The organism is Corynebacterium sp. ACRPS, assembly GCF_022346005.1.
Classification (GTDB): Bacteria; Actinomycetota; Actinomycetes; order Mycobacteriales; family Mycobacteriaceae; genus Corynebacterium.
In genome coordinates this window covers 213,739-239,310 of record NZ_JAKRMY010000001.1, presented here as the reverse complement: position 1 = coordinate 239,310, position 25,572 = coordinate 213,739, and the positions used below count along the sequence as shown (strand labels likewise).

General features: G+C 60.3%; 22 protein-coding genes and 1 tRNA gene. 12 read left to right on the top strand and 11 right to left on the bottom strand.

Annotated elements, in window-relative coordinates; all coding sequences use genetic code 11:
- Positions 1-104: 104 nt before the first annotated feature.
- On the bottom strand, positions 105-1,118 hold the full coding sequence (gene glpX / locus MHX65_RS01105) for a class II fructose-bisphosphatase (protein ID WP_239267947.1): 1,014 nt from the start codon (positions 1,116-1,118) through the stop codon (positions 105-107).
- 217 nt (positions 1,119-1,335) lie between these two features.
- On the opposite strand from glpX, the gene MHX65_RS01100 reads away from it, so the two are divergent.
- Complete coding sequence (locus MHX65_RS01100) at positions 1,336-1,905, top strand: DUF4245 domain-containing protein (protein ID WP_239267945.1); 570 nt, start codon at positions 1,336-1,338, stop codon at positions 1,903-1,905.
- Here MHX65_RS01100 and MHX65_RS01095 read toward each other — a convergent pair.
- From MHX65_RS01095 to xseA, 3 genes are read right to left on the bottom strand one after another with little or no spacing between them, the layout of a single operon-like run.
- Positions 1,889-2,269, bottom strand: a complete 381-nt coding sequence (locus tag MHX65_RS01095; RefSeq protein ID WP_239267944.1) for a hypothetical protein — start codon at positions 2,267-2,269, stop codon at positions 1,889-1,891. The two genes, MHX65_RS01100 and MHX65_RS01095, sit on opposite strands and share 17 nt — an antisense overlap.
- On the bottom strand, positions 2,269-2,547 hold the full coding sequence (locus MHX65_RS01090) for an exodeoxyribonuclease VII small subunit (protein WP_023026190.1): 279 nt from the start codon (positions 2,545-2,547) through the stop codon (positions 2,269-2,271). Before MHX65_RS01090 ends, MHX65_RS01095 begins: the two co-directional genes overlap by 1 nt.
- Before the next feature lie 23 nt (positions 2,548-2,570).
- Entirely contained in the window at positions 2,571-3,812 is a 1,242-nt protein-coding gene (gene xseA / locus MHX65_RS01085; protein WP_239267942.1) for an exodeoxyribonuclease VII large subunit, read from the bottom strand.
- A 153-nt stretch (positions 3,813-3,965) separates the two neighbouring features.
- Between xseA and MHX65_RS01080 the strand changes: the two genes are divergently transcribed.
- On the top strand, positions 3,966-4,916 hold the full coding sequence (locus MHX65_RS01080) for a 4-hydroxy-3-methylbut-2-enyl diphosphate reductase (protein WP_239267941.1): 951 nt from the start codon (positions 3,966-3,968) through the stop codon (positions 4,914-4,916).
- Positions 4,917-4,990: 74 nt separating this feature from the next.
- Here the strand turns inward: MHX65_RS01080 and MHX65_RS01075 are convergent, their stop codons facing one another.
- The 3 genes from MHX65_RS01075 to MHX65_RS01065 all read right to left on the bottom strand — a co-directional run bounded on the left by MHX65_RS01075 (position 4,991) and on the right by MHX65_RS01065 (position 8,460).
- The gene (locus tag MHX65_RS01075; protein WP_239267939.1) at positions 4,991-5,800 is read right to left on the bottom strand and encodes a DUF6542 domain-containing protein; all 810 of its coding nucleotides are present in this window, start codon (positions 5,798-5,800) and stop codon (positions 4,991-4,993) included.
- Between the two features lie 65 nt (positions 5,801-5,865).
- Positions 5,866-6,936: a DNA recombination protein RmuC gene (locus tag MHX65_RS01070; RefSeq protein ID WP_239267938.1), complete on the bottom strand. Its 1,071-nt coding sequence runs from the start codon at positions 6,934-6,936 to the stop codon at positions 5,866-5,868.
- A 36-nt stretch (positions 6,937-6,972) separates the two neighbouring features.
- Positions 6,973-8,460: an AI-2E family transporter gene (locus MHX65_RS01065; RefSeq protein ID WP_239267992.1), complete on the bottom strand. Its 1,488-nt coding sequence runs from the start codon at positions 8,458-8,460 to the stop codon at positions 6,973-6,975.
- A gap of 29 nt (positions 8,461-8,489) precedes the next feature.
- On the opposite strand from MHX65_RS01065, the gene ychF reads away from it, so the two are divergent.
- The 3 genes from ychF to MHX65_RS01050 all read left to right on the top strand — a co-directional run bounded on the left by ychF (position 8,490) and on the right by MHX65_RS01050 (position 11,432).
- Positions 8,490-9,575 (top strand): redox-regulated ATPase YchF, encoded by a 1,086-nt coding sequence (gene ychF / locus MHX65_RS01060; RefSeq protein ID WP_239267936.1) that lies wholly within the window; start codon positions 8,490-8,492, stop codon positions 9,573-9,575.
- A 98-nt stretch (positions 9,576-9,673) separates the two neighbouring features.
- Positions 9,674-10,207 carry a type 1 glutamine amidotransferase domain-containing protein gene (locus MHX65_RS01055; protein ID WP_239267934.1) on the top strand — a complete coding sequence of 178 codons (534 nt, stop codon included), beginning with the start codon at positions 9,674-9,676 and terminating at the stop codon, positions 10,205-10,207.
- Between the two features lie 352 nt (positions 10,208-10,559).
- The gene (locus MHX65_RS01050) at positions 10,560-11,432 is read left to right on the top strand and encodes a cation diffusion facilitator family transporter (protein ID WP_239267991.1); all 873 of its coding nucleotides are present in this window, start codon (positions 10,560-10,562) and stop codon (positions 11,430-11,432) included.
- Between the two features lie 45 nt (positions 11,433-11,477).
- On the opposite strand, the gene MHX65_RS01045 is transcribed toward MHX65_RS01050, so the two are convergent.
- The gene (locus tag MHX65_RS01045) at positions 11,478-12,839 is read right to left on the bottom strand and encodes a dicarboxylate/amino acid:cation symporter (RefSeq protein WP_239267933.1); all 1,362 of its coding nucleotides are present in this window, start codon (positions 12,837-12,839) and stop codon (positions 11,478-11,480) included.
- A 378-nt stretch (positions 12,840-13,217) separates the two neighbouring features.
- On the opposite strand from MHX65_RS01045, the gene pcp reads away from it, so the two are divergent.
- From pcp to nrfD, 4 genes are read left to right on the top strand one after another with little or no spacing between them, the layout of a single operon-like run.
- Entirely contained in the window at positions 13,218-13,814 is a 597-nt protein-coding gene (pcp, locus tag MHX65_RS01040; RefSeq protein WP_239267931.1) for a pyroglutamyl-peptidase I, read from the top strand.
- A gap of 47 nt (positions 13,815-13,861) precedes the next feature.
- Positions 13,862-17,137, top strand: coding sequence for a formate dehydrogenase-N subunit alpha (gene fdnG, locus MHX65_RS01035; protein WP_239267930.1), 3,276 nt, complete (start codon positions 13,862-13,864; stop codon positions 17,135-17,137).
- Positions 17,138-18,196, top strand: coding sequence for a 4Fe-4S dicluster domain-containing protein (locus MHX65_RS01030; protein WP_239267928.1), 1,059 nt, complete (start codon positions 17,138-17,140; stop codon positions 18,194-18,196).
- Positions 18,193-19,308 (top strand): NrfD/PsrC family molybdoenzyme membrane anchor subunit, encoded by a 1,116-nt coding sequence (gene nrfD / locus MHX65_RS01025; protein ID WP_239267927.1) that lies wholly within the window; start codon positions 18,193-18,195, stop codon positions 19,306-19,308. Before MHX65_RS01030 ends, nrfD begins: the two co-directional genes overlap by 4 nt.
- Positions 19,309-19,324: 16 nt before the next feature.
- On the opposite strand, the gene MHX65_RS01020 is transcribed toward nrfD, so the two are convergent.
- Together MHX65_RS01020 and selD are read right to left on the bottom strand one after the other, a co-directional pair.
- Complete coding sequence (locus tag MHX65_RS01020; protein ID WP_239267925.1) at positions 19,325-19,906, bottom strand: hypothetical protein; 582 nt, start codon at positions 19,904-19,906, stop codon at positions 19,325-19,327.
- Position 19,907: 1 nt separating this feature from the next.
- A complete protein-coding gene (gene selD / locus MHX65_RS01015) occupies positions 19,908-20,897 on the bottom strand; it encodes a selenide, water dikinase SelD (protein ID WP_239267924.1) in 990 nt (329 codons plus the stop codon).
- A 76-nt stretch (positions 20,898-20,973) separates the two neighbouring features.
- Between selD and MHX65_RS01010 the strand changes: the two genes are divergently transcribed.
- From MHX65_RS01010 to selB, 3 genes are all read left to right on the top strand, one after another.
- Positions 20,974-21,068, top strand: a tRNA-Sec gene (locus tag MHX65_RS01010).
- A gap of 23 nt (positions 21,069-21,091) precedes the next feature.
- Positions 21,092-22,420, top strand: a complete 1,329-nt coding sequence (gene selA / locus MHX65_RS01005; RefSeq protein WP_370657775.1) for an L-seryl-tRNA(Sec) selenium transferase — start codon at positions 21,092-21,094, stop codon at positions 22,418-22,420.
- Positions 22,421-24,205 (top strand): selenocysteine-specific translation elongation factor, encoded by a 1,785-nt coding sequence (gene selB, locus MHX65_RS01000; RefSeq protein WP_239267922.1) that lies wholly within the window; start codon positions 22,421-22,423, stop codon positions 24,203-24,205. It begins immediately after the preceding gene.
- A 15-nt stretch (positions 24,206-24,220) separates the two neighbouring features.
- Here the strand turns inward: selB and MHX65_RS00995 are convergent, their stop codons facing one another.
- On the bottom strand, positions 24,221-25,327 hold the full coding sequence (locus MHX65_RS00995) for a hypothetical protein (RefSeq protein WP_239267919.1): 1,107 nt from the start codon (positions 25,325-25,327) through the stop codon (positions 24,221-24,223).
- Positions 25,328-25,572: the final 245 nt, after the last annotated feature.

Here is a 25,572-nt window from a genome sequence, read left to right as displayed (position 1 = left end):
ATCACCTCGGTTGATTGATTGTGTGCACCTACCCCCAGTATGGCGAAAAGCTAAAAGTCAGTGGGTGAAAAGCCCGAGCCTGCCCCGCCATTTGGGGGTGAGGTTTAGTTCTTGGTGGGGTCCGAGTAGTCCACCACTGAGTATTCCTGCAGTTTAGCCAGCTTGTGGAAGGAATCGACGTAGCGAATGGTGCCGGACTTGGAACGCATGACCAGCGAACGGGTGGAGGCACCATTATTGCGGTAGGAAACACCGCGCAGCATGTCACCATTGGTCACGCCGGTAGCGGCGAAGTAGCAGTTCTTCGACGAAACCAAATCATTGGTGCCCAAGACCTTATCCAAGTCGTGTCCGGCAGCGCGGGCCTTTTCTGCTTCTTCTTCATCCTTCGGCCACAGCTTGCCCTGGATCTCGCCACCCATGCACCGCATGGCGCAGGCGGTGATGATGCCCTCAGGGGTACCTCCAATGCCCATCATTATGTCGATGGAGTTGGAATCCTGGCAGGCGGCGATGGCACCTGCCACATCGCCATCCATAATGAGGCGCACCTTTGCGCCTGCCTCGCGGATCTCCTGGATGAGCTTTTCGTGGCGCGGGCGGTCCAATACCACCACGGTGATATCGGCGGTGCGCAGGCCCTTTGCCTTGGCCACGGACTCGATATTCCATTGCACGGACTGGTTGATATCGATGGATCCGACGGCTTCTGGGCCCACGGCGATCTTTTCCATGTAGAAGACCGCAGATGGGTCATACATGGTGCCGCGCTCTGCGGCGGCGATTACGGAAATGGCATTGGGGCGGCCCTCGGCCATCAATCGCGTGCCATCTACCGGGTCCACAGCAATGTCCATCGCCGCGCCTTCGCCCGTGCCGACCTCTTCACCGTTGAAGAGCATCGGGGCCTCATCCTTTTCGCCCTCACCAATGACGACAACGCCCTTCATCGCCACGGAGTTAATCAGTTTGCGCATGGCATCGACTGCCGCGCCATCGCCCTCATTCTTCATGCCACGACCAACCCAGCGGCCAGAGGCCAAGGCGGCGGCTTCGGTCACGCGCACCAGCTCCATGGCCAAGTTACGGTCGGGCAAATAAGAAGTATTTTCGGACATGTGTAGTGGTTGCCTTCCATGTTTTCTCACCGTGGGGGTAATTCCCACGCGATTAGTGTTCTACTTGTCCTATTCTGGCACTTTTTGGCGTCAATAGGTCCGATTTGGGGCCCCTTTTGCGGGGTTTTTCCTTTCTCTAGGCAGCATTATCGGCGCGAATGTGCGCACGCGGGAGGCATGTGGCACTTTCACGGTGGCTCATGCGATACTAAGGCGCGTGGCTGCAGAACAAAGACCGAAGATTTTCGAAGGCGCTCGCGACATCATTTTGTCCCTTTCCGTAGTGGTGGTCATGATGTTGCTCGTGGTGGGCGCGACGGGGCTTTGCTCGGTGAATCCGGAAACAGAGCAAGGCCCAGTTCAAGAGGTAGACGAGGAGACCTTCCTGGATACGCAGGCTCGCGCCGGTATTGGTGCTATCCGAGATCCCCAGATGCCCGAAGGCTGGCAGGCCAATGCGGCCCGCCGTTCGCAGCTAGGCGGCGACACAGTCACCGTCGTCAGCTGGCTTACCGCGGATGGAAACTACGTGGAATCCACCCAAACCCAGGTTTCTGCAGAAGAGGCGGGCGAAAAATACGACGCTAACTATCGCGGGCTGAACTCAATGCGCGAGGTAGCCGGCCATCAGGTGCGCGTGCTGGCAAGTGACGACGATTCTGTGCGCCGCTTGTGGATCGCCGACTTGGGCGATGCCCGCCTCATCATCTCCGGTGCAGCCCCCGATGAAGAATTCGCCGCCGCCACCGAGGCCTTTATCGAGGCCAAACCTATAAGCGGAAAGTAACCTCGCTGAGCCCCTCGGCGTCCGCTTCCACTGTGATTCCCTCAGTGTCACCGGTGGCTTCGTCCAAGGCAGCGGCATCCAGCCCGCTCAAACGCGTCTTTTCTAGGTAGACGTCCACGCGCTCGCGCTGGGAACGGCGCGGGTAGATGGAGACTTGGACCACTTTGGCATCGGCAAGCAGCAGCACGATGGACCGGGAAAAGTAACTCAATTCCTCTTCTGTGGCCGAAACCTGGGTGCTGGTATGCGCCGGCCCGAAAAATTCCTCTACCAGCGCGCGGGAATCGCCGCCCATGATGGAGCCTGCCGATGCCGATTTGGAGACGAAATCAATCCGCCTTCCCGGGTAACCATAAATCTGCATTACTCTTCACCCTCCTCAGCCTGCTGCTCGCTGTGTTCCGCCTTTTCAAGGGCATCCTCCACCCGCTTGGAGGCGCCATCCAAGTGGGACTCGCACGTGCGAGCAAGCGCCTCGCCGCGCTCCCAGTATTTCAGGGACTCGTCCAGGCCCATTTGGCCGAGCTCTAAAATCTTGACAGTTTCAATGAGCTCATCGCGCGCCTGTTCGTAGCTCAATTCCTCTACGGGAGTAAAGGCATCTTGGCCTGGCTGGCCGGAACCAATGGTTTCATCTGACATCAGCATTCTCCTACTATTTCTGGCTAATCGGCGGCCTGGGAGGCCATGGACACGGCGGTGATGGAACCATCGCCCACGCGAATGCGCAATTGCGCGCCGGGCGGTGATTGCTCATAAGAGCTAACGACCTCCGGATCGCTGCCATCTTTGGGCAAGACCTGGACAATAGAATACCCACGGGCAAGCGTCGCCGAAGGACCTAAAGCAGAAACCCGCGCGCGAAGGGACTCCACGTGCCGGGTCTCACGGTCTAAGAGCACCCGCAGTTCGCGGCGCATGCTCGTGCGCATGCGCTCGACCTCTTCGCGCCGAGCGCGGATTGGCGTCATCGGATCGGCCAGCACTGGGCGCGAGCGGATATTATCCAATCCACGGCGCTCGCGTTCTACCCAGCCGCGCAAGGCCGCCGCCATGCGGGATCGCGCCTCAGCGATGACCGCGCGTTCCTCTGCCACCGACGGGACCACGCGCTTGGCGGCGTCCGTCGGGGTAGCCGCGCGCAGATCTGCGACGTTATCGAGCACCGGACTATCCGGCTCGTGGCCAATCGCGGAGACCACCGGGGTGCTGGCGGCCACGACGGCGCGTTGCAGGGCTTCTTCAGAAAAGGGAAGGAGATCTTCGACGGAACCGCCACCGCGGGCGATGATGATGACATCGATCTCCGCATCGCCGTCGAGCTCCTGCAAGGCGGAAATCACCTCGGGGACGGTATTCGCCCCCTGAACAGCGGTATTAATGACGCGGAATTGCACGGCCGGCCACCTGTCGCGGGCTACCGCCACGACATCGCGCTCGGCGGCAGAACCGCGGCCGGTAATCAGGCCGATTTTCTGCGGGAGGTAGGGAAGCGGGCGCTTGCGCGCGGGATCAAAGAGGCCTTCTGCGGCAAGCTGCGCGCGCAGCTTTTCGATGCGCGCCAATAAATCGCCGATGCCCACGTGCCGAATCTCCGTGGTCCACAGGGAAAAGGATCCGCGGCCGGCATAAAAGGCGGGTTTGCCGTGCACGATGACGCGGTCGCCGTCTTTTAGCGGCGTGGGCAAGTTGTGCAGCATTGAGGAAGAGCAGGTCAATTGCACCGACTTTTCCTGCTGCACATCGCGCAGGGTGAGGTAGGACAGCTTCCAGGTGGGCTTGTAATTGATCTGCGTTAATTGGCCTTCCACCCACAGGTATCCAAGGCGCTCGATCCATCCCTTCACCTGGTCATTGACCTGGCCCACGGGCCACGGGGTCTCTGGAGTATTTGCCGGTTGATTCACGCAGCCACCCTTTCCATCTACAGCGCCATACGGTGCCCTTTAGTGTAGGTGCTCAAGGCACGTGGCGCCCCGCTTGGGTGGCCTAGATGGGCGCTTTCCCTGCTGGATAGCCCTTACTATTGTTTTGCTTTACCTTTCGATACTCTGGGAGGCATGACTGATGGTAAAAATGTTCTCCTCGCGGCACCGCGCGGTTACTGCGCTGGAGTGGACCGCGCCGTCGAGACCGTAGAAAAGGCGCTAGAAAAATACGGCGCACCCATTTATGTGCGCAAGCAAATCGTCCACAACCGTTATGTCGTTGAATCTTTGGCCAAGCGCGGAGTCATCTTCGTTGAAGAGGCCGCCGAGGCCCCGGAGGGTGCTCACCTCGTCTTTTCCGCCCACGGCATCTCCCCGGCGGTGCGCAATCAGGCACAGGAGCGCAAGCAATTGACCTTGGACGCTACCTGCCCCTTGGTGACTAAGGTGCACAAGGAAGCCCAGCGTTTCGAGCGCGATGGTTACCACATCCTCCTCGTGGGCCACGAAGGCCACGAGGAGGTAGAAGGCACCGCGGGCGAGGCCCCCGATGTTACGCATCTGGTCGATGGCGTCGACGGCGTGGACAAGCTGCCAGACTACCTGCAGGATGAGAAACTCATCTGGCTTTCGCAGACCACACTCTCGGTGGATGAGACCGTTGTCATCGTCAATAAGCTGCGCGAGCGTTTTCCGCACCTAGAAAACCCGCCGTCAGATGATATCTGCTACGCCACTCAAAACCGGCAAGAGTCCGTCAAAGCCATTGCACCGAAGTGCGATCTTATGATCGTGGTGGGGTCTAAGAACTCGTCCAACTCCGTGCGCCTCGTAGAAGTCGCGCTCGAGGCGGGTTCACGCGACTCCCACTTGGTGGATTTTGCCGACGAGATCGATGAATCGTGGCTAGACGGCGTAGAGACCGTTGGCGTGACCTGTGGCGCCTCCGTGCCAGAACTTCTTGTGCGCGAGGTGCTCGAATACTTGGATGAGCGCGGCTTTAATGACGTGGAGCAAGTGACCACCTCCACCGAATCCATTACTTTCGCGCTGCCGCGCGATCTGCGTCCTGCCCGCACCTAGCGCTGCAACGCCTAAAACGACAACAACCGTGAGCCTGGTGGCCTCTTAAAGAGTGCCGGGGCTCACGGTTTAGTTTATTCGTAGAGGTTATCGTCCCAACGCTGTTTCTTGGCAGTGTCTTTTGTCGAGGAAGCGAGATCTGGTTCGGGAGCCGGTGGTATCACGTCCCCTGCGCGCCGGTGCGGATCCGGTTGCAAGCGATTTTCGCGTTCCGCCTGTTGCTCGCGACGGCGCTCTTCTCGGTCGCGGCCACGGATGCGGTCCTGCGGCTTCCGCGGAGGTTGCGCCTGTGCGTGTGATCTGCGGCGGGAGGCGCGTGGAGAGGGGGCCTGCGGGTTTTCGGATCTATTGCGCGCCATGAGTTCCGCCACGGAAAGCCGTTCAGCGCGGTTCTGGCGATCCCGCTTCATGTCCGCGCGCCGCGCGACCTTTTGCTGATTCACAGCGCGTTGGGCGGCCTTGCGGAAGCGCATCCAGCGCAAGACGCCGATTGCGGTCGCGCCGAGAACCGCGATAAGCAACCACAGGAAGTTCTGGACCAGCGGATACACGGAGGTCAGCAGGGACGTTTTAGAAAAACTGGTGCCTTCCGGAGCATTGGACTTGGTGATGAAGATTCCCGCCGTCACCACGGTTACCGCGTACAAAATGGGGATGGACGCGATGGACAGGAATAATCCTCGCTCCTCAACGATGAGCGCTATGAGCAGGGAGCTGATGATGAGAAAGGCAAAGTACATCCAGCCTATGGAGCCGACAAGAATGGAAATCAATGCGCCGGTGAGCAAAAGTGCCGCCAATAGTCCAAGGCCCTTCAGCAGCGAGATGCTCGGCATGCTCAGGCTTTGCGCGGCGGTAGGCTTTCGTTGTTTGGCTAGTGACACGTCGCAAAATCCTACCGTCTGGCGCGGGCCAATGGCTATATCCACGCAGTAAAACTGCCTAGATTTTAAGAAGAATTTGTCCCGCGCGGCCACGTATCAATGGGGGAGGGCTCGCGCGGCGCTCTGTTCGTGCGGCCGGGAATCTCCATTTCGTGCAGCTTGCGGGCGGTCACGCCCACGCGCGAATCAAGCGAGGAGAGCGTGGAATTATAGGCTTCTACTGCCTTTTCGAGTCCTTGGCCCACCTTGCCATAGTGCTCCGAAAGGGTATTGAGCCGCGAATAGAGCTCACGTCCCAAGCGTTGGACTTCTTTTGCCTTGGCGGAAATATCTTCCTGGTGCCACCCCATAGCTACCGTGCGCAAGAGCGCGAAGAGTGAGCTCGGGGTCGCGATGACGACGTTGCGTTCAAAACCGAATTCGATGAGCTCAGGATCGACCGATAACGCAGCATCGAGGAAAGGATCCGCGGGTACGAAGAGCACCACGAATTCCGGGGTGGGTTGGAAGGCCTCAATATAGTCTTTGTGGGATAGCGCCTGGATGTGACTGCGCAGCTGATGCGCGTGGCGGCGCAGGTAGCCGGTGTGTTCTTCTGGATCGTCGGTTTCTAGCGCATCGAGGTATGAAGAGAACGGAACCTTGGCATCGACGATGATATGCCTGCCACCGGCCAAGTTGATGAGCATATCTGGGCGCACGATGCGGCCGTTTAAGGGGGCAGAGACTTGGGAATCGAAGTCCACGTGCCGTCTCATGCCGCCGAGTTCGACGACGCGCTCTAGCTGGATCTCGCCCCATCGCCCGCGCACATTGGGCGAGCGGAGGGCCGTAACGAGCTGATCCGTGCGCTCCGTGAGTTGGGACGAGGTGCGGGTCACCGCCTGCACTTGGCTGGACAGGGAGGCTAAGTGGGCGGTGCGGTCTTCTTCCAGTTCTTGTAGCTGGAATCCGAGCCTATCCATGGCCTTTTCTAGCGGTTGCAGCTCGGCCTGGCGGCGTTGGGATTCTTGCAGCGCCCGGTGCTCCTCGCTCGGCGCGGAGCGGGAAGCGGAATGAGAGTGGGCCAGCCATCCCAGAACGGCACCCAGTAGGAGACCGATAAACAGCAGCAGCATGGGCAAAGTGGATGTCATGGAATCCACTATGACACGTGCTGCCGACACGGCACACTATTTATTCGAATCTCCGTTCAAAAGATTTTCGAAGGCATCCCGCGCGCGGCGCAGGTTGGAGCGCATGCTTGGCTCGTCATAGTCCTCCGGGGTGGAATCGACATCGACGGAGTCATCGAGCGTGGTGGAGTCGCCATCGGAAGCCGCATCGGCGCCGGCGATATCGGGGCTGGCGTGTTCTGGAACATTGCGCCATTGCTCGCGCTTGTATTGCGCTTGCTCTTCGGTATAGCGGCCGATGAGATAGCCCGCGACGGTGGAGTAGTTGAGCTCGGAGGAGTGTTTTTCCCCGGACTGCAGCTTCATCATGTCCTGCACGTAGCGATAGGCAACCGCGATCATGGCGGCGGTCGGCACGGCCAGGAATCCACCGATGAGTCCAAAGAGCGCGGAGCCGACGATGACGGAGACCAAAACGATAACTGGGTGCAGGTTCATGGCCTTTGCCTGCAGCCACGGCGAGAGTACATTGCCTTCAAGCTGCTGGACCAAAATAACGAGGCCCAAGACCAACAGTGCTTGGGTAAAGCCCAAAGATACCAAGGCGATAACCACTGCGAGCGCGCCAGAGACAATGGCGCCGACGAACGGGATGAAGCCGGCGATGAAGGTAATGATCGCCAGGGCCATCGCCAAGGGCACGCCGATAAGCACGAGGCCGAGGCCGATAAAGATGGCATCGATAAGCGAGACCACTGCCTGCGCCCGAATGAATCCGCCCAGGGTATTCCAGGCGCGCGTGAGCAATTCCGTGAGGTGCCAGCCGGCGCGCCGGCCGGTGGCATCGCGCAGCCACGGCAGGAATTTGGTGCCGTCTTTCAGGAAGAAGAAGGTGAGCACCAAGACGATGAACACCGTGACGAAAAATGAGGTGGCATTGCCGATGCCCGTAAATACGGACCCGGCGATAACGCCCGCACGCTCCTGCAACCAGCCTGCGGCCTCGTCGATATAGGTGCTCATATCGTCGCTATCGAGGTTCAAGGGTGGGCCCTGGGCCCACACCTGGAGCTGCTGGATGCCGGAGACCGTTTGCAGGTAGAGCGACTGGGATTGCCGCATGAAATCCGGCGCCACCGAGGCGATGAGCCCACCGACGGCGGCCGAGGAGATAAGGATCGTCACAATCGCCGCCAGGCCTGCAGGCAGTCCTTTTGTTCGCATCCAACGCGCCATGGGGTGAAGCACGGTACAGATAATAAGGGCCAAGAGCACCGGCAGGATGCCCTGCCAGAAGCTACCCAAGACGTGATAGATCGCAAAAAGGAAAACGCCGATGATTAGCAGGCGCACGGCCCACAGGGAGGTCGACTTCACCATTTCGCCCGCGATGACGGAGCGATCGACCTGATTGCCCGGGGGATGCGGCGATACATCGTCCAATTGGCTGGTGTCGAAGTCACCGTCCATTTTATCGCCCGGGCTTGCCTGCGGCTTTTCGGGTGTTGGTTGCTTATCAGAACTCACCCCACCATCTTGCCTTATAACGCGGTAGGTGCGTTAGGATTAGCCCCGTGAGTCTTACACTAGGAATCGTCGGCTTGCCCAATGTGGGCAAGTCCACTTTGTTTAATGCCCTGACCCGTTCCGAAATCTTGGCGGCCAACTACCCATTCGCCACCATCGAGCCCAACGTCGGCTTGGTGGAGCTGCCGGATCCCCGTTTGGACACCCTCGCTAAGATGTTCAACTCCGAGCGCATCTTGCCGGCGACCGTGTCCTTCGTGGATATTGCCGGCATCGTCGCAGGTGCCTCGCAGGGCGAGGGTATGGGTAACGCCTTCCTAGCTAATATCCGCGAGGCCGACGCTATCTGCCAGGTGGTCCGCGCCTTTTCTGATGACAATGTCATCCACGTCGATGGCCGGGTAGATCCCGGCAACGACATTTCCGTTATTAATACAGAGCTGATTCTGGCGGATCTGCAGACCATCGAGAAGGCCCTGCCGCGCCTAGAAAAAGATGCCCGGAAGAATAAGGACCTGGCACCTGTGGTGGAGGCAACCAAGAAGGCGCAGGAAATCCTGGAGGATGACCGCACCCTCTTCGCCGCCGCCAAGTCCGGCGAGATTGATCTTTCCCTCGTGCGCGAGCTGCACCTGATGACGGCTAAGCCCTTCCTCTACGTCTTTAACTCGGATGAGGCTGTGCTTACCGATGCCGCCAAGAAGGACGAACTGCGCCAGCTCGTCGCCCCAGCAGATTGCGTCTTCCTCGATGCACAAACCGAGTCCGAGCTCTTGGAGCTGGATGAGGACGAGGCAAGCGAGTTGCTCGAGGCAGTAGGCCAAGAAGAGCCCGGCTTGGCTACCTTGGCCAAGGCCGGATTCTCCACCTTGGGACTGCAGACCTACCTCACCGCTGGTGAAAAGGAAGCCCGCGCGTGGACCATTAAACAAGGCGCTGCCGCCCCTCAAGCCGCCGGTGTTATTCATACCGACTTTGAAAAGAAGTTCATCAAGGCGGAAATCGTCTCCTTTGACGATCTCGTTGCCGCCGGCTCCATGGCCGAGGCGCGCGCCAACGGCAAGGTCCGCCAAGAAGGCAAAGACTACATCATGCACGATGGCGACGTGTGTGACTTCAAGATCGGTGGCTAAATCCTAGCTTGTTGCAGGTCGCGAAAGTAAACGTGGCGAGTGCGCGAATGTAGAGTTATCCTATTTGCGTACCCAACAACAATAAGGAGGTCATAATAATGGATGAGCTAGAAAACAAGACGATTGCAATCATTGCTACCAATGACTTTGAAGACTCCGAACTGACCTCTCCGCTAGAGGCCGTGCAGAAGGCTGGCGCTACCGTGAAGGTTCTGGCGCCTAAGGCTGGCACCATTACGGGCAAGAACGGTACCGAGATTAACGTTGATGCTACGACCAAGGACTCCGAGGGTGAGACCTTCGACGGCATCATCTTGCCTGGCGGCACCAATAACGCTGACCTCATCCGCTTGGACGAGGCAGCCGTTAGCATCGTGCGTAAGCACATGGGCGAGGACCGCCCCTTGGGCGCCATCTGCCATGGCGGTTGGATCCTAGCCGATGCAGATGCACTCAAGGGCCGTACCTTGACGTCCTTCCCGTCCCTGCAAACCGATCTCCGCAACGCAGGTGCTACCTGGGTTGACGAGGAGGTCCACTGCGACCAGGGCTTGGTCTCCTCCCGTACCCCGGACGACCTGCCTGCATTCAACGCTAAGTTGGTCGAAGAGTTCGCAGAGGGTCAGCACTAAATTAGGCTAGAGCCTTAATTACTCCCTACGAGCCAGATGGTGAGAAACCTTCTGGTTCGTAGGGAGATTTTTCGTCTATAGCGGCATCTTTAAACTCGCTAGGGCGGATCAAGGATTTGGTTGAATGTTTAAGGATTCTCGCCGTCTGCTAACCTATGAACCCAGAAGGGGAGTAGTTCCTACGGTGCCCACCCGCGCCGCGATGACTGGTCGACACACTGGCTTAATAGCCCGGCCACTCAGCATCGATGCATCGATGCGAACGAGACCTTCGGACTGATTCTGGTTGCCGAAGGGAGAGTAGTGGACCTTGTCTTCTTTAAGTACTGAGCAGCGTATTTTAGAGCGCTTTATGATGTTGTCCATCGCCGCGGCGGTGGCGACAATTGTCCTGAAATCCCTGGCGGCGTGGCTGACGGGCTCGGTTGGTTTCTTCTCTGATGCCCTCGAATCCCTCGTGAACCTCGTGGCAGCCATCGCTGGCTATTGCGCTTTGCGCATTGCCGCTAAGCCTGCCGATGATAATCACCACTTTGGCCACGGCAAGGCGGAGTATATTTCTGCGTTGGTAGAAGGGGCGATGATCTTCCTCGCAGCGGGGGCCATCATCTACACCGCAGTCCAACGCCTTTTTACTCCCCAGCCCGTTGAAGAAGGCGGTTGGGGCTTAGCGCTGTCGCTCTTGTCCTCGTTGCTCAATCTGGGCGTCGGTTTGGCCCTGATTAAGGCGGGCAAGCGCTACCGGTCTGCGACGCTAAATGCGGATGGGCACCACCTGATTACGGATGTGTGGACCTCCGCCGGCGTCCTCGCGGGCATGGCTGCGGTGTATCTCACGGGCTGGTTGTGGCTCGATGCGCTTGTGGCCTTGGCCGTTGGCATCAATATCTTGTGGACTGGATTTAAGATTTTGCGCGATTCTGTCAGCAGCCTGCTTTCTGAGGCCCTTCCGCAAGAAGAACAAGATCAAATTTGGGATCTTTTAGCTGAACTGGAAAAAGATAAGTCCGTGACTTTCACGGATCGGCGCACGGTAGCCTCTGGCAGGCAAAGAATGGTCTATCTGACCATGGAGGTGCCGGCGGACTGGAGCGTGCTCTACTCGCACGAGATTGCCGATGACGTAGAAGTCGCCCTCGACGAGCTTTTCGCCGGATGCAGCGTATTTATCCACGTGGAGCCAGCCGGCGTTGCGCATCGCCGCCCACTTCCATTCCGGCAATAAATAAAGGCCCAAGGCGTACTGCCCTGAGCCTTCATTCGCGTTTTATTAAGCCTTAACGCTTACTTCCTCGTCGGAGTCTTCCTCCATGATGTGCTTGACGCCATTTTCGGCTTCATCCCACACTTCTTGGTTCTGGATGCCTGCACGCTTGGCGACGACCGTCGCGCACAATGCCTGACCCGTGACGTTCAGCGCCGTACGCCCCATATCAATGATGGGCTCAATGGCCAGCAGTAAACCGACGCCGGCCAATGGCAGGCCCAGAGTGGACAGGGTCAGCGTGAGCATAACCGTTGCGCCGGTAGTACCTGCGGTAGCCGCAGAACCAATGACGGAGACGAAGATGATGAGCAGGTACTGCGTGAGGTCTAGGTCCACGCCATAGAATTGCGCAACGAAGATCGCGGCAACAGCAGAGTAGACGGAGGCGCAGCCATCCATCTTCGTAGTAGCGCCGAGCGGCACTGCAAAGGACGCATACTCGGTGGGAACGCCCAAGGCGCGTTCGCTGAAGCGTTGCGTTGCGGGCATAACACCCATGGAAGAACGGGTGACAAAGCCCAAGGACGTTACCGGCCAGATGCGCTTGTAGAATCCCTTGACCGGAATATTGTTAAACTTCAGCACTGCGGGGTAGACCACGGCGAAGACGAGGGCCAGACCCACATACATTGCCAGAACGAACTTGCCGAGAGAGCCAAGTGCATCCCAACCGTAGGTAGCAACGGCCTTACCGATAAGCGCTGCGGTACCAATCGGAGCCAGGCGGATGATCCACCACAGGACTTTCTGGATGACCTTGAGGAAGGACTCCGTAAAGTGCAGGAAGGGATCGGCTGCCTTACCAGTCTGTACGGCGGCGATGCCAATGGCCAAGGAAATAACCAGCAACTGGAGTGCACCGAAGTTCAGGGACACCTCGCCATCGCTGGCAGAGGCCGTAAGTCCAATGAAGTTTTGTGGCAGCAGCTGCTCAAAAAAGGCAGTCCATGAACCAACGCTAGACGGATCCCCCGCAGTGGATGCATCGACGCTCGTGCCAGCACCGGGCTTCAAGACTAATGCCACGACGATGCCCACGAGGACGGAGAAGAACGCCGTAATGGCGAACCACACCAAAGTAGAAATGGCCAGTGACGCTGCATTGGCAACCTTGCGCAGGTTGGCCACCGAGGTGACCACTGCGGCGAAGATGAGCGGCGGAACCATGACCTTCAATAGTTGGACATAGGCGCCACCAACACCGCTGAGCAGGCTGGTCAGCCACCCTGGATTATCTGGATCGGTATCCATTCCAGATGCAATCAGTCCCAGGATGAGGCCGATGATAAGGCCCGCAATGACTTGCGCGCCAAACCCCGTTGCCCAGCTAGGCAGCTTGGGGCGAGAGGAAACTTTTTGTGTCATAGAACGTCCTTTAAAAATAAAATGAACAGGTCTGACTATTTGTTGAGTACGGTTCTGTTCAACTTCAACTAGTTTCACTTTATTCCACACGTCAAACCGCAAAGAAAAAGGGTCTCGTTTGCAGCAGGGGAATCGCTAAGACTGCTCTGCAGACAAAGCAGTTCAGTACCTACTCTCGCTTTCGCCTTCAGCCGCGACCTCTATCCTCGCCCGTTATCCCCTCATCCTGCAGACCCGCCCTTCGCGCTCACCGCGAGCACGGTGCCCCGCTAAAGACCGCCGCCCGTGAGCGCGAAGGTCGGTTGTGCACCACGAGGAAACTAAGAGAACAGCGCTGAATCAATGCAGCGGGGCACCGTCAGCTGTCATACTGGAATGATGAAGATTCTGGTAACTGCTTTTGATGCCTTTGGTGGCGAAGAAATTAACCCTACGGAACGCGCGCTGGATAAGCTGCCGGACGAAATTGGCGGAGCGCAGATTATTAAGCACCCTGTGCCAACAGTGTTCGGTGAAGCACTGAAGCAAGCGATTGCTGTGGCCGAGGAAGAAGACGTGGACGCGGTGGTCTGCCTGGGGCAAGCCGCTGGGCGCGGCCATATCACTCCGGAACGAGTAGGTATCAACTTGGCGGATGCCTCCATTCCGGATAATGCAGGAAATCAGCCAAGCGATGAGTCAGTGGTTGAAGGTGGCCCTGCCGCGTACTTTTCTACCCTGCCGGTTAAGGCAATGGTCACAGCGATTCAGGAGGCGGAGATTCCGGCACGGGTCTCGACTACCGCGGGAACATTCGTCTGCAACCATCTGCTCTACGGCCTGTTGCACCATTTCAAAGATACGCAGGTAAAGGCAGGCTTTATCCATGTTCCGTTTATTAAGGAGCAGGCTAAAGAAAACAGCCCGATGCTGGAGCTCGCGGACGTCGTGCGGGGAGTGGAATGCGCGATTAGCGCAGTGGCGAAAAATGCTTAGGGTCGCCTTGCTAGAGAATTTTTCCGCCCAAATATAGATTTAAAGTCATGTCTCGCTTAAGTCCTCTCAACTGGCCGGTCGTGCGCCAGCTGCGTAGCGGCGATCCCTTTGGCAGGGATATCAATACGCAATCAACCAAGAGTAAGGAAAAGCACGGGCGCACGGTAGAAGCTGACCGCGTGGTGCAATCCGTGTGCCCATATTGCGCGGTTGGTTGCGCCCAGCGCGTATACGTCAAAGATAACCGAGTCATCCAGATTGAGGGCGATCCGGATTCGCCGATTTCGCGCGGGCGTTTGTGCCCCAAGGGCTCGGCATCGGAGCAGTTGGTCAATTCCGCAACGCGATTGACCAAGATTAAGTACCGCGCACCGCACTCCACCGAGTGGCAGGAGCTGGATGAAGACACCGCGATGGACATGATCGCGGATCGTTTCTTGGAAGCACGCCGGAAGGGCTGGCAAGACACCGATGACTCGGGGCGGACTCTAAACCGCACGATGGGTGTCGCTGGACTTGGTGGCGCGACCTTGGATAATGAAGAAAACTACCTCATTAAGAAGCTTTTTACCGCTGCCGGTGCGGTGCAGCTCGAAAACCAGGCGCGCATATGACACTCCGCCACAGTTCCTAGTTTAGGAACTTCGTTTGGCCGCGGCGGCGCAACCCAACCGCTGCAGGATATGGCGAATGCTGATTGCATCGTCATCGAGGGTTCGAATATGGCCGAGTGCCACCCAGTGGGATTCCAGTGGGTCGTAGAAGCCAAAAAGCGTGGTGCCCGCATTATCCACGTGGATCCGCGGTATACGCGTACCTCTGCGTTCTCCAACCGCCACATTGGCATTCGCGGCGGTACCGACGTGGTGCTGCTAGGCGCGGTTATCAACCATATGCTCCAAAATGAGCTGTACTTCCGCGACTATGTCGTTGCATATACCAATGCGCCGATGATTATCTCGGAGGACTACCAGGACACCGAGGAACTGGACGGACTGTTTTCTGGCTATGATCCGGAAACCGGCACTTACGTGACCGATTCGTGGCAGTACGTGCAAAAGCCGGAAGGTTCCTCCTGGAATGTCGAGCGCGATGACACCCTGGAGCACCCGAATTCGGTCTTCCAGATTCTCAAGCGCCACTATGCGCGCTATACCCCTGAGCTGGTAGAAGAAACCTGCGGCATCGCGCAGGAAGACTTCTACTACCTAGCAGATTCCATTGCGCAGAACTCCGATCCGGAACACACCACGTGTTTCGCCTATGCCTTGGGCTTTACCCAACACACCTTGGGTGCGCAGTTCATCCGTACCGCTGCCATTTTGCAGCTTTTGATGGGCAATGTGGGCCGCCCGGGCTCGGGAATCATGGCCTTGCGCGGGCACGCCTCCATTCAGGGCTCTACCGATATCCCGACTCTCTTCCACTCCCTACCCGGCTACCTGCCCATGCCGAGCGTGGAAAAGCAGACGTGGCCGGAATTTGTGGACGAGATCCGGGATGAGTCCCAAAAGGGCTTCTGGCAGATTGGCGAGAATTACGCCGTGTCCTTGATGAAGTCCTACTGGGGAGATGCGGCGACCAAGGAAAATAACTGGGGCTATGACCTCATGCCGCGCATTTCCGGCGCGCATTCTACCTACGAAACCCTGCAGGCCATGCTCAATGGTCAGGTGGAAGGCTACTTCGTCTTCGGCCAAAACCCGGCGGTGGCGCAGTCCAATGGTGGCATGCAGCGCCGTGGTTTGGCATCGCTGAAGTGGCTGGTTGTGCGCGATTTCCAGGAAATCGAAACCGCATCGTTCTGGAAGGACGCGCCGGAGATTAAAAACGGCGAGCTGAAGACGGAAGACATCGAAACCGAGGTCTTCTTGATGCCCGCTGCCACCCACGTGGAAAAGGCTGGTACCTTTACCCAGACGCAGCGCATGCTGCAGTGGCGCTTCCAAGCGGCACCGCCGCCAGGCGATGCCAAGAGCGAGCTGTGGTTCTTCTACCAGCTGGGTAAGAAGCTCAAGGAACGCCTGCGCGATTCCACTGATCCGCGCGATCTCCCGCTCCAGAAGGTGACGTGGGATTACGTGGAAAATGAGGAAGGCGAGCCGAACTCTGAGGACGTCCTCAAGGAGATCAACGGCTACTACCTGGATGGTCCACAGAAGGGCGAGCTTTTGCCCTCCTTCGTGGAGATGAAGAATGACGGCACGACTTCCGGCGGCTGCTGGATCTACACCGGCGTGTACAAGGATGGCGTCAACCAGTCCGCGCGCAAGGTCCCGGGTTCGGAGCAGAACGAGGTTGCGCCCGAGTGGGGCTGGGTCTGGCCTGCTAATCGCCGCATTTTGTATAACCGCGCTTCGGCCAAGCCGGATGGCACCCCGTGGTCCGAGCGCAAGAAGTACGTGTGGTGGGACGAGGCCCAGGGCAAGTGGGTAGGCGATGACGTCCCTGACTTCCCAGTGACGAAGTCGCCGGAGTACAAGGCTCCTGCCGATGCCGTCGGTCCAGACGCCCTCGATGGCACGGACGCCTTCATCATGCAGGCGGACGGTCGCGGCTGGCTCTTTGCGTCTTCCGGGCTTTCCGATGGCCCCCTGCCCACCCACTATGAGCCGCAGGAGTCCCCGGTTACGAACGTGCTGTATAAGCAGCAGCAATCGCCGACGCGCTTGACCATCAAACGCCCGGATAACCTGCAGCGCCCAGAACCGGGGATGCCCGGTGCGGAGGTGTTCCCGTTTGTATTTTCTACCTACCGCCTCACGGAGATGTACACCTCGGGCGCGATGTCGCGCCGCCTGCCCTATCTGGCGGAGCTGCAGCCGGGCCTATTCTGCGAGGTGGATAAAGACTTGGCCGCAAAGTGCGGCCTGGAAAATGGCGAGTGGGCGACGATTATCTCGCCGCGCGGTGTGATTGAGGCGCAGGTTTTGGTCACCGATCGCATGCAGATGCTGAAAATCAATGGGGAAGAATTCCACCAGATTGGCCTGCCCTTCCACTACGGCGAGTCCGAGACCACCGCTGTGGCAGGCGACGGCGCCAACGATCTCTTGGGCCTTACCCTCGAGCCGAATGTGTTCATTCAGAACTCGAAGATTGGTGCCTGCGATATCCAGCCGGGCCGCAGGCCGAGGGGAGAAGGCCGCTTGAAGCTGCTCAAGCAGTACCAAGAGCGGGCGCAGTTAAGTGTGGATTCCGGCAATGATTTGTTGTCGGTTCCGGACTCGTTTACCTATAACCCCGAGCCCGAAAAGCATAGCCAGTCTGGGGTAGAGAGTAGTGACGGCCAGACGGCAAGTAATGGCGAAGAAGGTAAGTAAATGACTAATCTACTGACCGAGGACGCGGGCCGGCACGGCTATGATTCCTACCGCCGCATGGCCTTTTTCACCGATACGTCCGTGTGCATCGGCTGCAAGGCCTGCGAGGTGGCGTGCAAGGAATGGAATCGCAACCCAGTAGAGGGATATGACGTCACCGGTGATTCCTATGACAACACCGGTGCCTTGGGTGCTAATACGTGGCGGCACGTAGCCTTTGTGGAACAAAACAATGACCGCATTGAGAAGGCGCGCGAAGAGGGAAAACAGCTTATTTCCCTGGGCATGCCCACCATCGGTGGAAAGCCGGACGAGGTCGATACCACTCCGCCGGATACGGATACGTTCCGGTGGTTGATGTCCTCGGATGTCTGCAAGCACTGCACGCATGCAGGGTGTTTGGACGTGTGCCCCACGGGCGCGCTCTTCCGCACCGAGTTTGGCACCGTGGTCGTCCAAGATGATGTGTGCAATGGCTGCGGAACCTGCGTGGCGGGGTGCCCCTTTGGCGTCATCGAACGCCGTGATGATGGTGGGGTGTCGCTGAAATACGATAAGACCGCGACCGTGGATTATCAGGATAATTCACACGCCGGCATCAATGTGCTGAAAAAGCTCAAGCAGCGCAAGCCCCAAGGCGCGGATCACACGCCGGGCGAGGCGATGCCGATTAAGAATGTGGGCGTCGCTCAGAAGTGCACCATGTGCTATGACCGCCTGAAACAGGGCGAGAAGCCGGCGTGCTCCAAGACGTGCCCCACCGATTCCATCCAATTCGGTACCTATGAGGACATGCTGGCCGCGGCGAGGGATCGTGTGCGCGCCCTGCACGAACAGGGCATAACGGAGGCGCGGCTCTATGGCGCCAATGATAACGATGGCGTGGGCGGAACCGGCTCTATCTTCTTATTGCTGGATTCGCCAGAGGTCTATGGCCTGCCGCCGGACCCGCGCGTGCCCACCGCGGATTTGCCGAGTATGTATAAGACCGCGGCCAAGGCCATCGGCGGGATGGCGCTGGCCGTGGCGGGTTCCTTTTTGATTGGAGGGCGCAAATGAGCGGTTTTGATGAGTACCGGCCACCGCAGCCGGAGCGGCCGAATCGCTACCGCAACTTCGATGGGCCGAAGCGCAAGAAGAAGCGCAAGCGCCCGGGTGCGGGTGCGCAGGATGGCTCCAAAGAGGAGCGGATGGCCGAAGACTTCGAGTTTTCTTCCTATTACGGCAGGCCGGTAGTCAAGGCCCCGCCGTGGGAGTGGCCCATCGGTGGGTATTTCTTCTTGGGCGGCATTGCCGGCGGTTCGGGCCTTCTCGCCACCGGTGCACAGGCCGCAGGCAACGCACCTTTGCGCCGGACCACGCGGGTAGCGGCCTTTGGCGCGGCGGCCGCCGGTTCGGTCTTTTTGATTTTGGATCTGGGCCGGCCGGAGCGCGCGTTGAATATGTTCCGCGTCTTCAAAGTGACCTCGCCGATGTCGCTCGGATCCTGGCTGCTTGCGGGCTTTTCCACCGCGGCGGCGATTCCGGCTGTGGTAGAGGTTGATAACGCGACCAAGCGGAAGCTGCCGCTGCCGAAGTGGCTACGCGCGAGCCTGGGCAAGGCCGCAACTCCGGCCGGGGTGATAACCGGCCTGCTCGGTGGCCCGCTAGCCGGATATACGGCGGTATTGCTGTCCAATACGTCCAACCCGGTGTGGAATGACATGAAGCGGCACCTGCCCTATGTCTTTGTATCCTCTGCCTCGGCAGCGGCCTCTGGCTTGGCCATGGTCACCACCCCGGTGAAATACGCCGGTCCCGCCCGCGCCTTGGGCATGGCGGCCGCGGCCAGCGATATCGCGGCGACGAAGGTGCTAGAACACAAGATGGAGCAGGAGCCGCGCGAGGAATTGCATCGCGGCACGCCGGGAAAGCTCATGCGCGCCTCGGAGTACTTGATTGCCGCTGGCGGTGTGGGCAGCGCGGTGGCAGCAGCGACGAAGTCCCGCGCCGTATCCGTGGCTTCGGGCCTGGCCTTGATGGCCGGATCCGCGTGCACGCGCTTTGGCGTGCTCAACGCGGGCTTGGCGGCGGTCAAGAACCCGGCCACCACGATGGGTCCGCAGAAGCGCCGCGCGGAGCGGCGCCGGCGCGAGCAGGGGCTTGCCACCGACGTACTCAGCGCAGGCTAGCGAGGACTGGCCAGGCTTAGTCGAGGTTGGCGAAGGAATCGGCGAGTTCTTCACCGATCTCCTGCATGCGCGATTGCTCGGCCTCTAAGGACTCGGAATCGCGGTGGAGGTAATAATTGACGGCCGCGTCATGGACCGTGGTCACGCAGGTGGTCGAGATGGCATCCTCAACCTCCCAGGCCGAGCAATAAAAATGCCGGTCCGCGGCGGTGAAATCGAATGGCTTGTACTCATTTCCCGCACGGCCTTGGGCGGCATTTTGCTTATCGATGTCCTCATTGACCAGCTGCAAGTAGCGCTCCGCCGCCGCATCAGGGTCATCGGGGCATACGGCCTCATTATCGGACTCGTATTTCGTGCCCAGCACGCTAACCTTCTCCGGCGAATCGCCGCCGTAGAGCACGGAGAAGGAGTCATCCTCATCGCTGGTGGAATCGGGATCCTGGTTAGCGCCTATGAGGGTGTCTGGCAGGGAAGTGCGCAGTTCCGATAATTCGATGGGCGAGCAGCTGCGGTTGGTGGTCTCGTCGGCGCAGGCGACAAGGCCCGCGCCGAGGGCGAGGGTGGCAAGGGGAAGGCTAAAAATGCGGTGATTCATCTTAGGAAATGGTGATGTAGGCATCGTTAGAAAGCGGCTTAGTGCGACCAATGACCGGGTAGCCCGGGACCTCGCCGATGATGAGGAGGCCGCCGGAGGTTTGGGCATCGGCAAGCAGCACTAGCTCTTCCTCCGAGAGGGAAGAGGGCTGCAGGTGTGGGCGCACCCAATCCAGGTTGCGGCGCGAACCGCCTGGGATAAAGCCTTCCGCGAGAGCGTCGGTGGCACCGTCTACGGTGGGCACGGCGGAAAAGTCCAGCTCGGCCGACACCCCGGAGGCGCGGCACATCTTGTACAGGTGGCCGAGCAGCCCGAATCCGGTGACATCGGTGGCCGCGCGCGCACCGGCGGCGACCGCATCCTGGGCGGCCTGGCGGTTGAGCGCGGTCATGGAATCGATGGCGGCCTGGGATACCTCGCCGGTGGCCTTGTGCTTATTATTCAAAATGCCCACGCCGATGGGCTTGGTCAGCGTAATGGGCAGCCCGGCCTCAGCGGCATCGTTGCGCATGAGATTATCGGGATCGACGATGCCCGTCGCCGCCATGCCGTACAAGGGCTCTGGGGCGGTAATGGAGTGGCCGCCGGTGATGGAAATGCCCGCCTCGGTGGCCTTATCCATGCCGCCGCGCAGCACCTCGCGCAGGACGTCCAAGCCGAGCTTCTCATTGGGCCAGCCCACGAGGTTGATGGCGGTAATGGGGGTGCCACCCATGGCGTAGACATCAGATAGCGCATTGGCCGCGGCGATCTGGCCCCAGGTATAGGGATCATTGACCATGGGGGTGAAAAAGTCTGCGGTAGAAATCACGGCGAGGCCGTTGTCGATCTTGACCGCTGCGGCATCATCGCCATCGTCGAGGCCGACCAAGACGTTGGGATCGGCCTTGCCGATGAGCCCTTCTACCGCCGATTCCAATTCCCCGGCGGGAATCTTGCAGGCGCAGCCGCCACCGGCTGCGAAAGAGGTTAGATTAATCTGCTCCGTCATGCTGGTCATTTTACCCGTCGGAAAGTGGTGGGGCGGCGGCGGTGGGCCGCGCGCGGGATCTGTAAAGTAGCCAGGCGGAGGCGTACGTGTCCTGGTGGGCGCCCCGGTCTTCAAAACCGGTGAGGCCGAGCATCTCGGTCTGGCAGGTTCGATTCCTGTCCGTCTCCGCCAAAAGCGCGCAAGGAGGAAAACGAGTGCCGAGCCATAACGCTGGTCGCCCCGCGAATAATGCCCGTGATCCCCGCCGGAATTTACCCCGCATGGATGAGCTCTTGCGGCTCCCCGCGGTAGAAAGCGCGCGGGAGATAATCGCCGAACATGCCATCCGCGCCATGATTCAAGGCGTGCTGTCCGCCGCCCGCCGCGGGGACGTGCCCGTTGCCGGCGTGGAGGAAGAAATAGCGCGGCGCTTGGCAGACCACAGCATCCATTCCTTGCAGCCGGTCATCAACGCCACCGGCGTGATCATCCATACGAACTTGGGACGCGCACCGCTGCCTGATGCCGCGATCGACGCGCTGCAGGCAGCGGCCGGATATACCGACGTGGAAATGGATCTAGACACCGGGCGGCGCTCGTCCCGGCGCGGTGCCGGTGCCACCCAGGCGCTTTTGGCGGCGTGCCCCGGCGCGGAGGATGCGCTGGTGGTCAATAACGGTGCGGCGGCCTTATTGCTGGCCACGGCCGCGCTGGCGCCGGGCAAGGAGGTCATCATCTCGCGCGGCGAGCTCATTGAAATCGGTGCGGGGTTCCGCCTGCCGGAACTTATTGAATCCACCGCGACGCGCCTGCGCGAGGTGGGCGCGACCAACCGGACGCACCTCCACGATTATGAAGGCGCGCTGGGGGAGGAGACCGGTGCGATTGTGAAGGTGCACCCGTCCAATTTTCGGATTGAGGGGTTTAGCTCCTCGGTGGGCGTGGGCGAGCTGGCGCGCCTGGCGAAGAAGCAGGGTACACACCTCATTGTGGATCTCGGCTCGGGCTTGCTCACCCACGATCCGGTGCTGCCAGACGAGCCCGATATTCATGCGCAGCTCAAGGCCGGGGCGGATATCGTCATCGCCTCGGGCGATAAGCTTTTGGGCGGGCCGCAGGCCGGCATTTTATTGGGCACCAAGGACGCGATTGCGGCGGTGAAAAAGCACCCGTTGGCGCGGGCGGTGCGCATAGATAAGCTGCGGCTTAATGCCCTGGAGGCTGCAATCACAACGCCCGCCAATGCGGTGCAGCAGGCCCTCCACCTTGACCCGGCGCGCCACCGCGCGCGCACCGAGGCCATCGCCGCGGCGGTGGGCGGCGAGATTGTTGAGCACGCTGGCCGCGTGGGCGGGGGAGGAGCCCCCGAGTACCCGCTGCCCGGCGTTGCGGTGGCGCTGCCGGAGGAACTTGCGCCAAAACTGCGACAGCACACCCCACCGGTGGTGGCGCGCCAGCACCAAGGCCGCTGCCTCATTGACGTGCGCTGCGTGCCCGAGGCCCAGGACAAGGAGCTCATCGCGGCCATCCGGGCGGTGATGTAGGTGTACGTCATCGCGACCGCCGGCCACGTCGATCACGGCAAGTCCAGCCTGGTGCGCGCCTTAACGGACATGGATCCGGATAGGTGGGCTGAGGAAAAGCGCCGCGGGCTGACCATTGACTTAGGCTTTGTGTGGACGTCGCTGCCTTCCGGTGCGGACGTGGCCTTTGTCGATGTCCCCGGCCACGAAAAGTTCTTTGGCAATATGCTCGCCGGGGTGGGGCCTGCCTCCGTGGTGCTCTTCGTGGTCGCCGCGGACGAGGGCTGGCAGGCCCAATCCACCGACCACCGCGACGCGCTGCACGCGCTGGGTATCGAGCACGGCATTATCGCCCTGACCCGCAGCGACCGCGCCGATGAAAAGCGCCGCGCGGAGGTCACCGCCCAAGTGCGCACGCAGTTTTCTGCCACGCCGCTTGCCGATGCCCCCATCATCCCCGTTTCCTCCCACACCGGCGAGGGCCTGGCGGAACTGGGCGCGGCGCTCGATGATTTGGTCGCCCGCGTGCCCGCACCCGACACCGATGCCCCTGTGCGCCTGTGGATCGACCGCGCTTTTAGCGTCAAGGGCGCGGGAACCGTGGTGACCGGGACGCTGAGCGCTGGCACGCTGCGCACCGGCGATGCCCTGGTGCTCTCCACCGCAGAGGGCGCCAATCGCGTGGAGATCCGCGGCCTGCACAGCGAAAATACCGCGCAGGAATCCTTGGGCCCCGTAACACGTGCCGCGGTTAACCTGCGCGGGGTCGATGCCGCCGATATCCACCGCGGTGACCTGCTGCTGAGCCCCGATGCGTGGCGCGGCGTCGATACCGTGGACGTCCACCGCACCTTTGGCACCGCGCTTGATGAACTGCCCGATAACCTCGTGGTCCACTGCGGCACCGCCGGGATAGAAGCGCATCTGCGGCCGCTGTCAGCGGATTTTGCCCGCCTGCGCCTAACGCGCGCTCTGCCGCTAGTCCTCCTGGATCGCTTGGTTGTCCGCAGCCCCGGTGGCCGCCATGTCAGCGCCGGCGTGGAGGTCATCGACGTGCGCCCGCCGGAGTTAGACCGCCGCGGTGCCGCCCGCAAGCGGGCTAACGCACTGGCTGAGTTAAGCTCCTTCCGCAATCCTTCCTCCTACCTGCAGCGCGTGGGCTATGCCCGGCGCGTGGACTTGGAATTCGATGGTTATGACACCGACGCCGCCCCGCAGGGCGTCATTAACTTCGACCAGTGGTGGATTGCCGCCCGCCAGGTAACGCGCTGGAAAGAAGCGCTGACTACCGCGCTGCAGGAACACGCCGCGGCTAACCCGCTCGCACCCGGGATGCCCCGCAAGGCGGCACTCGATGCCTTGGGGCTCACGGACAACGCGCTCCTGCGCCTGGCGGTAGCCGCCGCGCACGCGGAGGAATCCGAAGGGCTTATCCGCCTGCCCGGCCACAGCGTGGATCTCGGCGCCGCCGAGACCGCCGTGGCCGAATTGGAGAGCAGGTTAAATAAGGATCCCTTCGCGGCACCAGAGGCGCACGAACTTAAAGAGCTGGGGTTGAGCGAGAAAGAACTGGCCGCCGCCGAGCGCGCCGGGCGCCTGCTACGCCTCAAAGACGGCATCATCCTCTTACCGGACGCACCGGGCAAGGCACGGGAGCTCCTAGAAGAACTCGAGCAGCCCTTTACCCTGTCCGCCGCGCGGCAAGCGCTGGGGACCACCCGCCGGGTGGCCATACCTCTGCTGGAATACCTCGATGCCCACGGCATTACCCGCCGCGGCGAGGGCGGCAAGCGCACGCTGCGCTAAACAGAGGCGGCCGACCTATTTGCGGTGGTTTCCGCCGCGCGGGCGGGACTGCTCGCGCGCCACGCGCCGGGCGCGCACGCGGGCGGACTCGGAAGAAAAGCGGCCCGGTTCCTCCGCTACGGGAAGCGCGCGCCAGCTCAGGTTCTGTGAGCCCGGCATGGACGAGACCAAGTCAGCCAAGCCGCTGCTAGCAGGCGGTGCCGCAGCCTCGCCCTCGTCGCGGGCACGAGGTGCGGGCGAGGCTTCGGCAGAACCAGTGACCGCAGTGTCTACATTGGTATCGGGACTGACCGGGCGGCGGGAGCCGGTGGGAAGATCGCCGGCAATGTCGGCGGACTCCAGCGCGAACTCCCATTCCTCGGGCGGGGCTGGGGTGGTAGGACGGGAGGTGGTGGCATTAGGCAGCACGGTGCGGCCGGACGGCACGCGCAGGGGCGGTACCGCAGGGGAGAATAATTCGGCTTCTGTGGCATCCGCTACCGGGATATCTATCGCGATCATCCCGCCGCCGCTATAGGCACGGGCGGCCAACACAGTACCGGCCTCTTGCGCCGCCGCATACGCGGTGCGCAGGCCCGGCAGCTGGCTTAATGCCCCGCACGGTCCCAGCACAGTATCCCCACAGGAGGCCACGACGGCGTTATCGATGACCTTGAGCGTGACAAAGAATTGCTGCGTATCAAAGTGAGATAGCTGCTCATCGGTCAGATCGCCTGCCCCAGTATCAATCACTGCACCATGGCCGCCGGCAAGAAGTACTGATTCGGCCGGTTGGTCATTGACCGGTAGCAGCCACGGCCACAGCCCGAGGGAGACGGCGACCTCGAGTTCGCCGTCAACGATGCCGACCGTGGCCACCGTCTGCGGGGTGGCCTGTGAGGCCTTCAATCGGTGCAGGTCAGGGTATTCGGCCGCCTCAACCTCATCGAGAAAACCGATGAAGCCAAACTCCGAACGCACCCGCCAGCCGTTGGAGTAGGTATCGGGCTCTAAAGAGACATCGATAAGAGCAGGCTGACTACCCACGCCAGGAATGCTCAGCACCGTGCCGGAGATGACATGTTCCAAGATGGCGACGTGTTCGACGCCGAAGTAGCTGGTCGCAAGCGGGTAGGGCACCATAGGAAAAGTAACTCCAAAGCTTTAAAGCGGGGCGTAACGTACGGATCTCATTTTACGCATGTGGGGGTAAAACAGCGCTTAGTCGGTGGTTTTAGCCAATGTTCGTTAACGTATTAATGATTCCCTCAAGTTGAAAAGTGCATAACGAAATAGGAGTAGGGCTTTGTCATCTAATTCATCGCCCCGGCCCGATAACGGAACCACCAATGGGCTGGAAAACGTTAATAATACGGAAGAAAGCCAAA

Bases quoted from the DNA above. Each gene is read 5' to 3' on its own strand.
- glpX (WP_239267947.1), bottom strand. From the start codon at position 1,118: ATGTCCGAAAATACTTCTTATTTGCCCGACCGTAACTTGGCCATGGAG.
- MHX65_RS01095 (WP_239267944.1), bottom strand. From the start codon at position 2,269: ATGCAGATTTATGGTTACCCGGGAAGGCGGATTGATTTCGTCTCCAAA.
- MHX65_RS01090 (WP_023026190.1), bottom strand. From the start codon at position 2,547: ATGTCAGATGAAACCATTGGTTCCGGCCAGCCAGGCCAAGATGCCTTT.
- MHX65_RS01080 (WP_239267941.1), top strand. From the start codon at position 3,966: ATGACTGATGGTAAAAATGTTCTCCTCGCGGCACCGCGCGGTTACTGC.
- MHX65_RS01070 (WP_239267938.1), bottom strand. From the start codon at position 6,936: ATGACATCCACTTTGCCCATGCTGCTGCTGTTTATCGGTCTCCTACTG.
- MHX65_RS01055 (WP_239267934.1), top strand. From the start codon at position 9,674: ATGGATGAGCTAGAAAACAAGACGATTGCAATCATTGCTACCAATGAC.
- MHX65_RS01050 (WP_239267991.1), top strand. From the start codon at position 10,560: ATGATGTTGTCCATCGCCGCGGCGGTGGCGACAATTGTCCTGAAATCC.
- MHX65_RS01045 (WP_239267933.1), bottom strand. From the start codon at position 12,839: ATGACACAAAAAGTTTCCTCTCGCCCCAAGCTGCCTAGCTGGGCAACG.
- pcp (WP_239267931.1), top strand. From the start codon at position 13,218: ATGAAGATTCTGGTAACTGCTTTTGATGCCTTTGGTGGCGAAGAAATT.
- MHX65_RS01030 (WP_239267928.1), top strand. From the start codon at position 17,138: ATGACTAATCTACTGACCGAGGACGCGGGCCGGCACGGCTATGATTCC.
- nrfD (WP_239267927.1), top strand. From the start codon at position 18,193: ATGAGCGGTTTTGATGAGTACCGGCCACCGCAGCCGGAGCGGCCGAAT.
- MHX65_RS01020 (WP_239267925.1), bottom strand. From the start codon at position 19,906: ATGAATCACCGCATTTTTAGCCTTCCCCTTGCCACCCTCGCCCTCGGC.
- selD (WP_239267924.1), bottom strand. From the start codon at position 20,897: ATGACGGAGCAGATTAATCTAACCTCTTTCGCAGCCGGTGGCGGCTGC.
- MHX65_RS00995 (WP_239267919.1), bottom strand. From the start codon at position 25,327: ATGGTGCCCTACCCGCTTGCGACCAGCTACTTCGGCGTCGAACACGTC.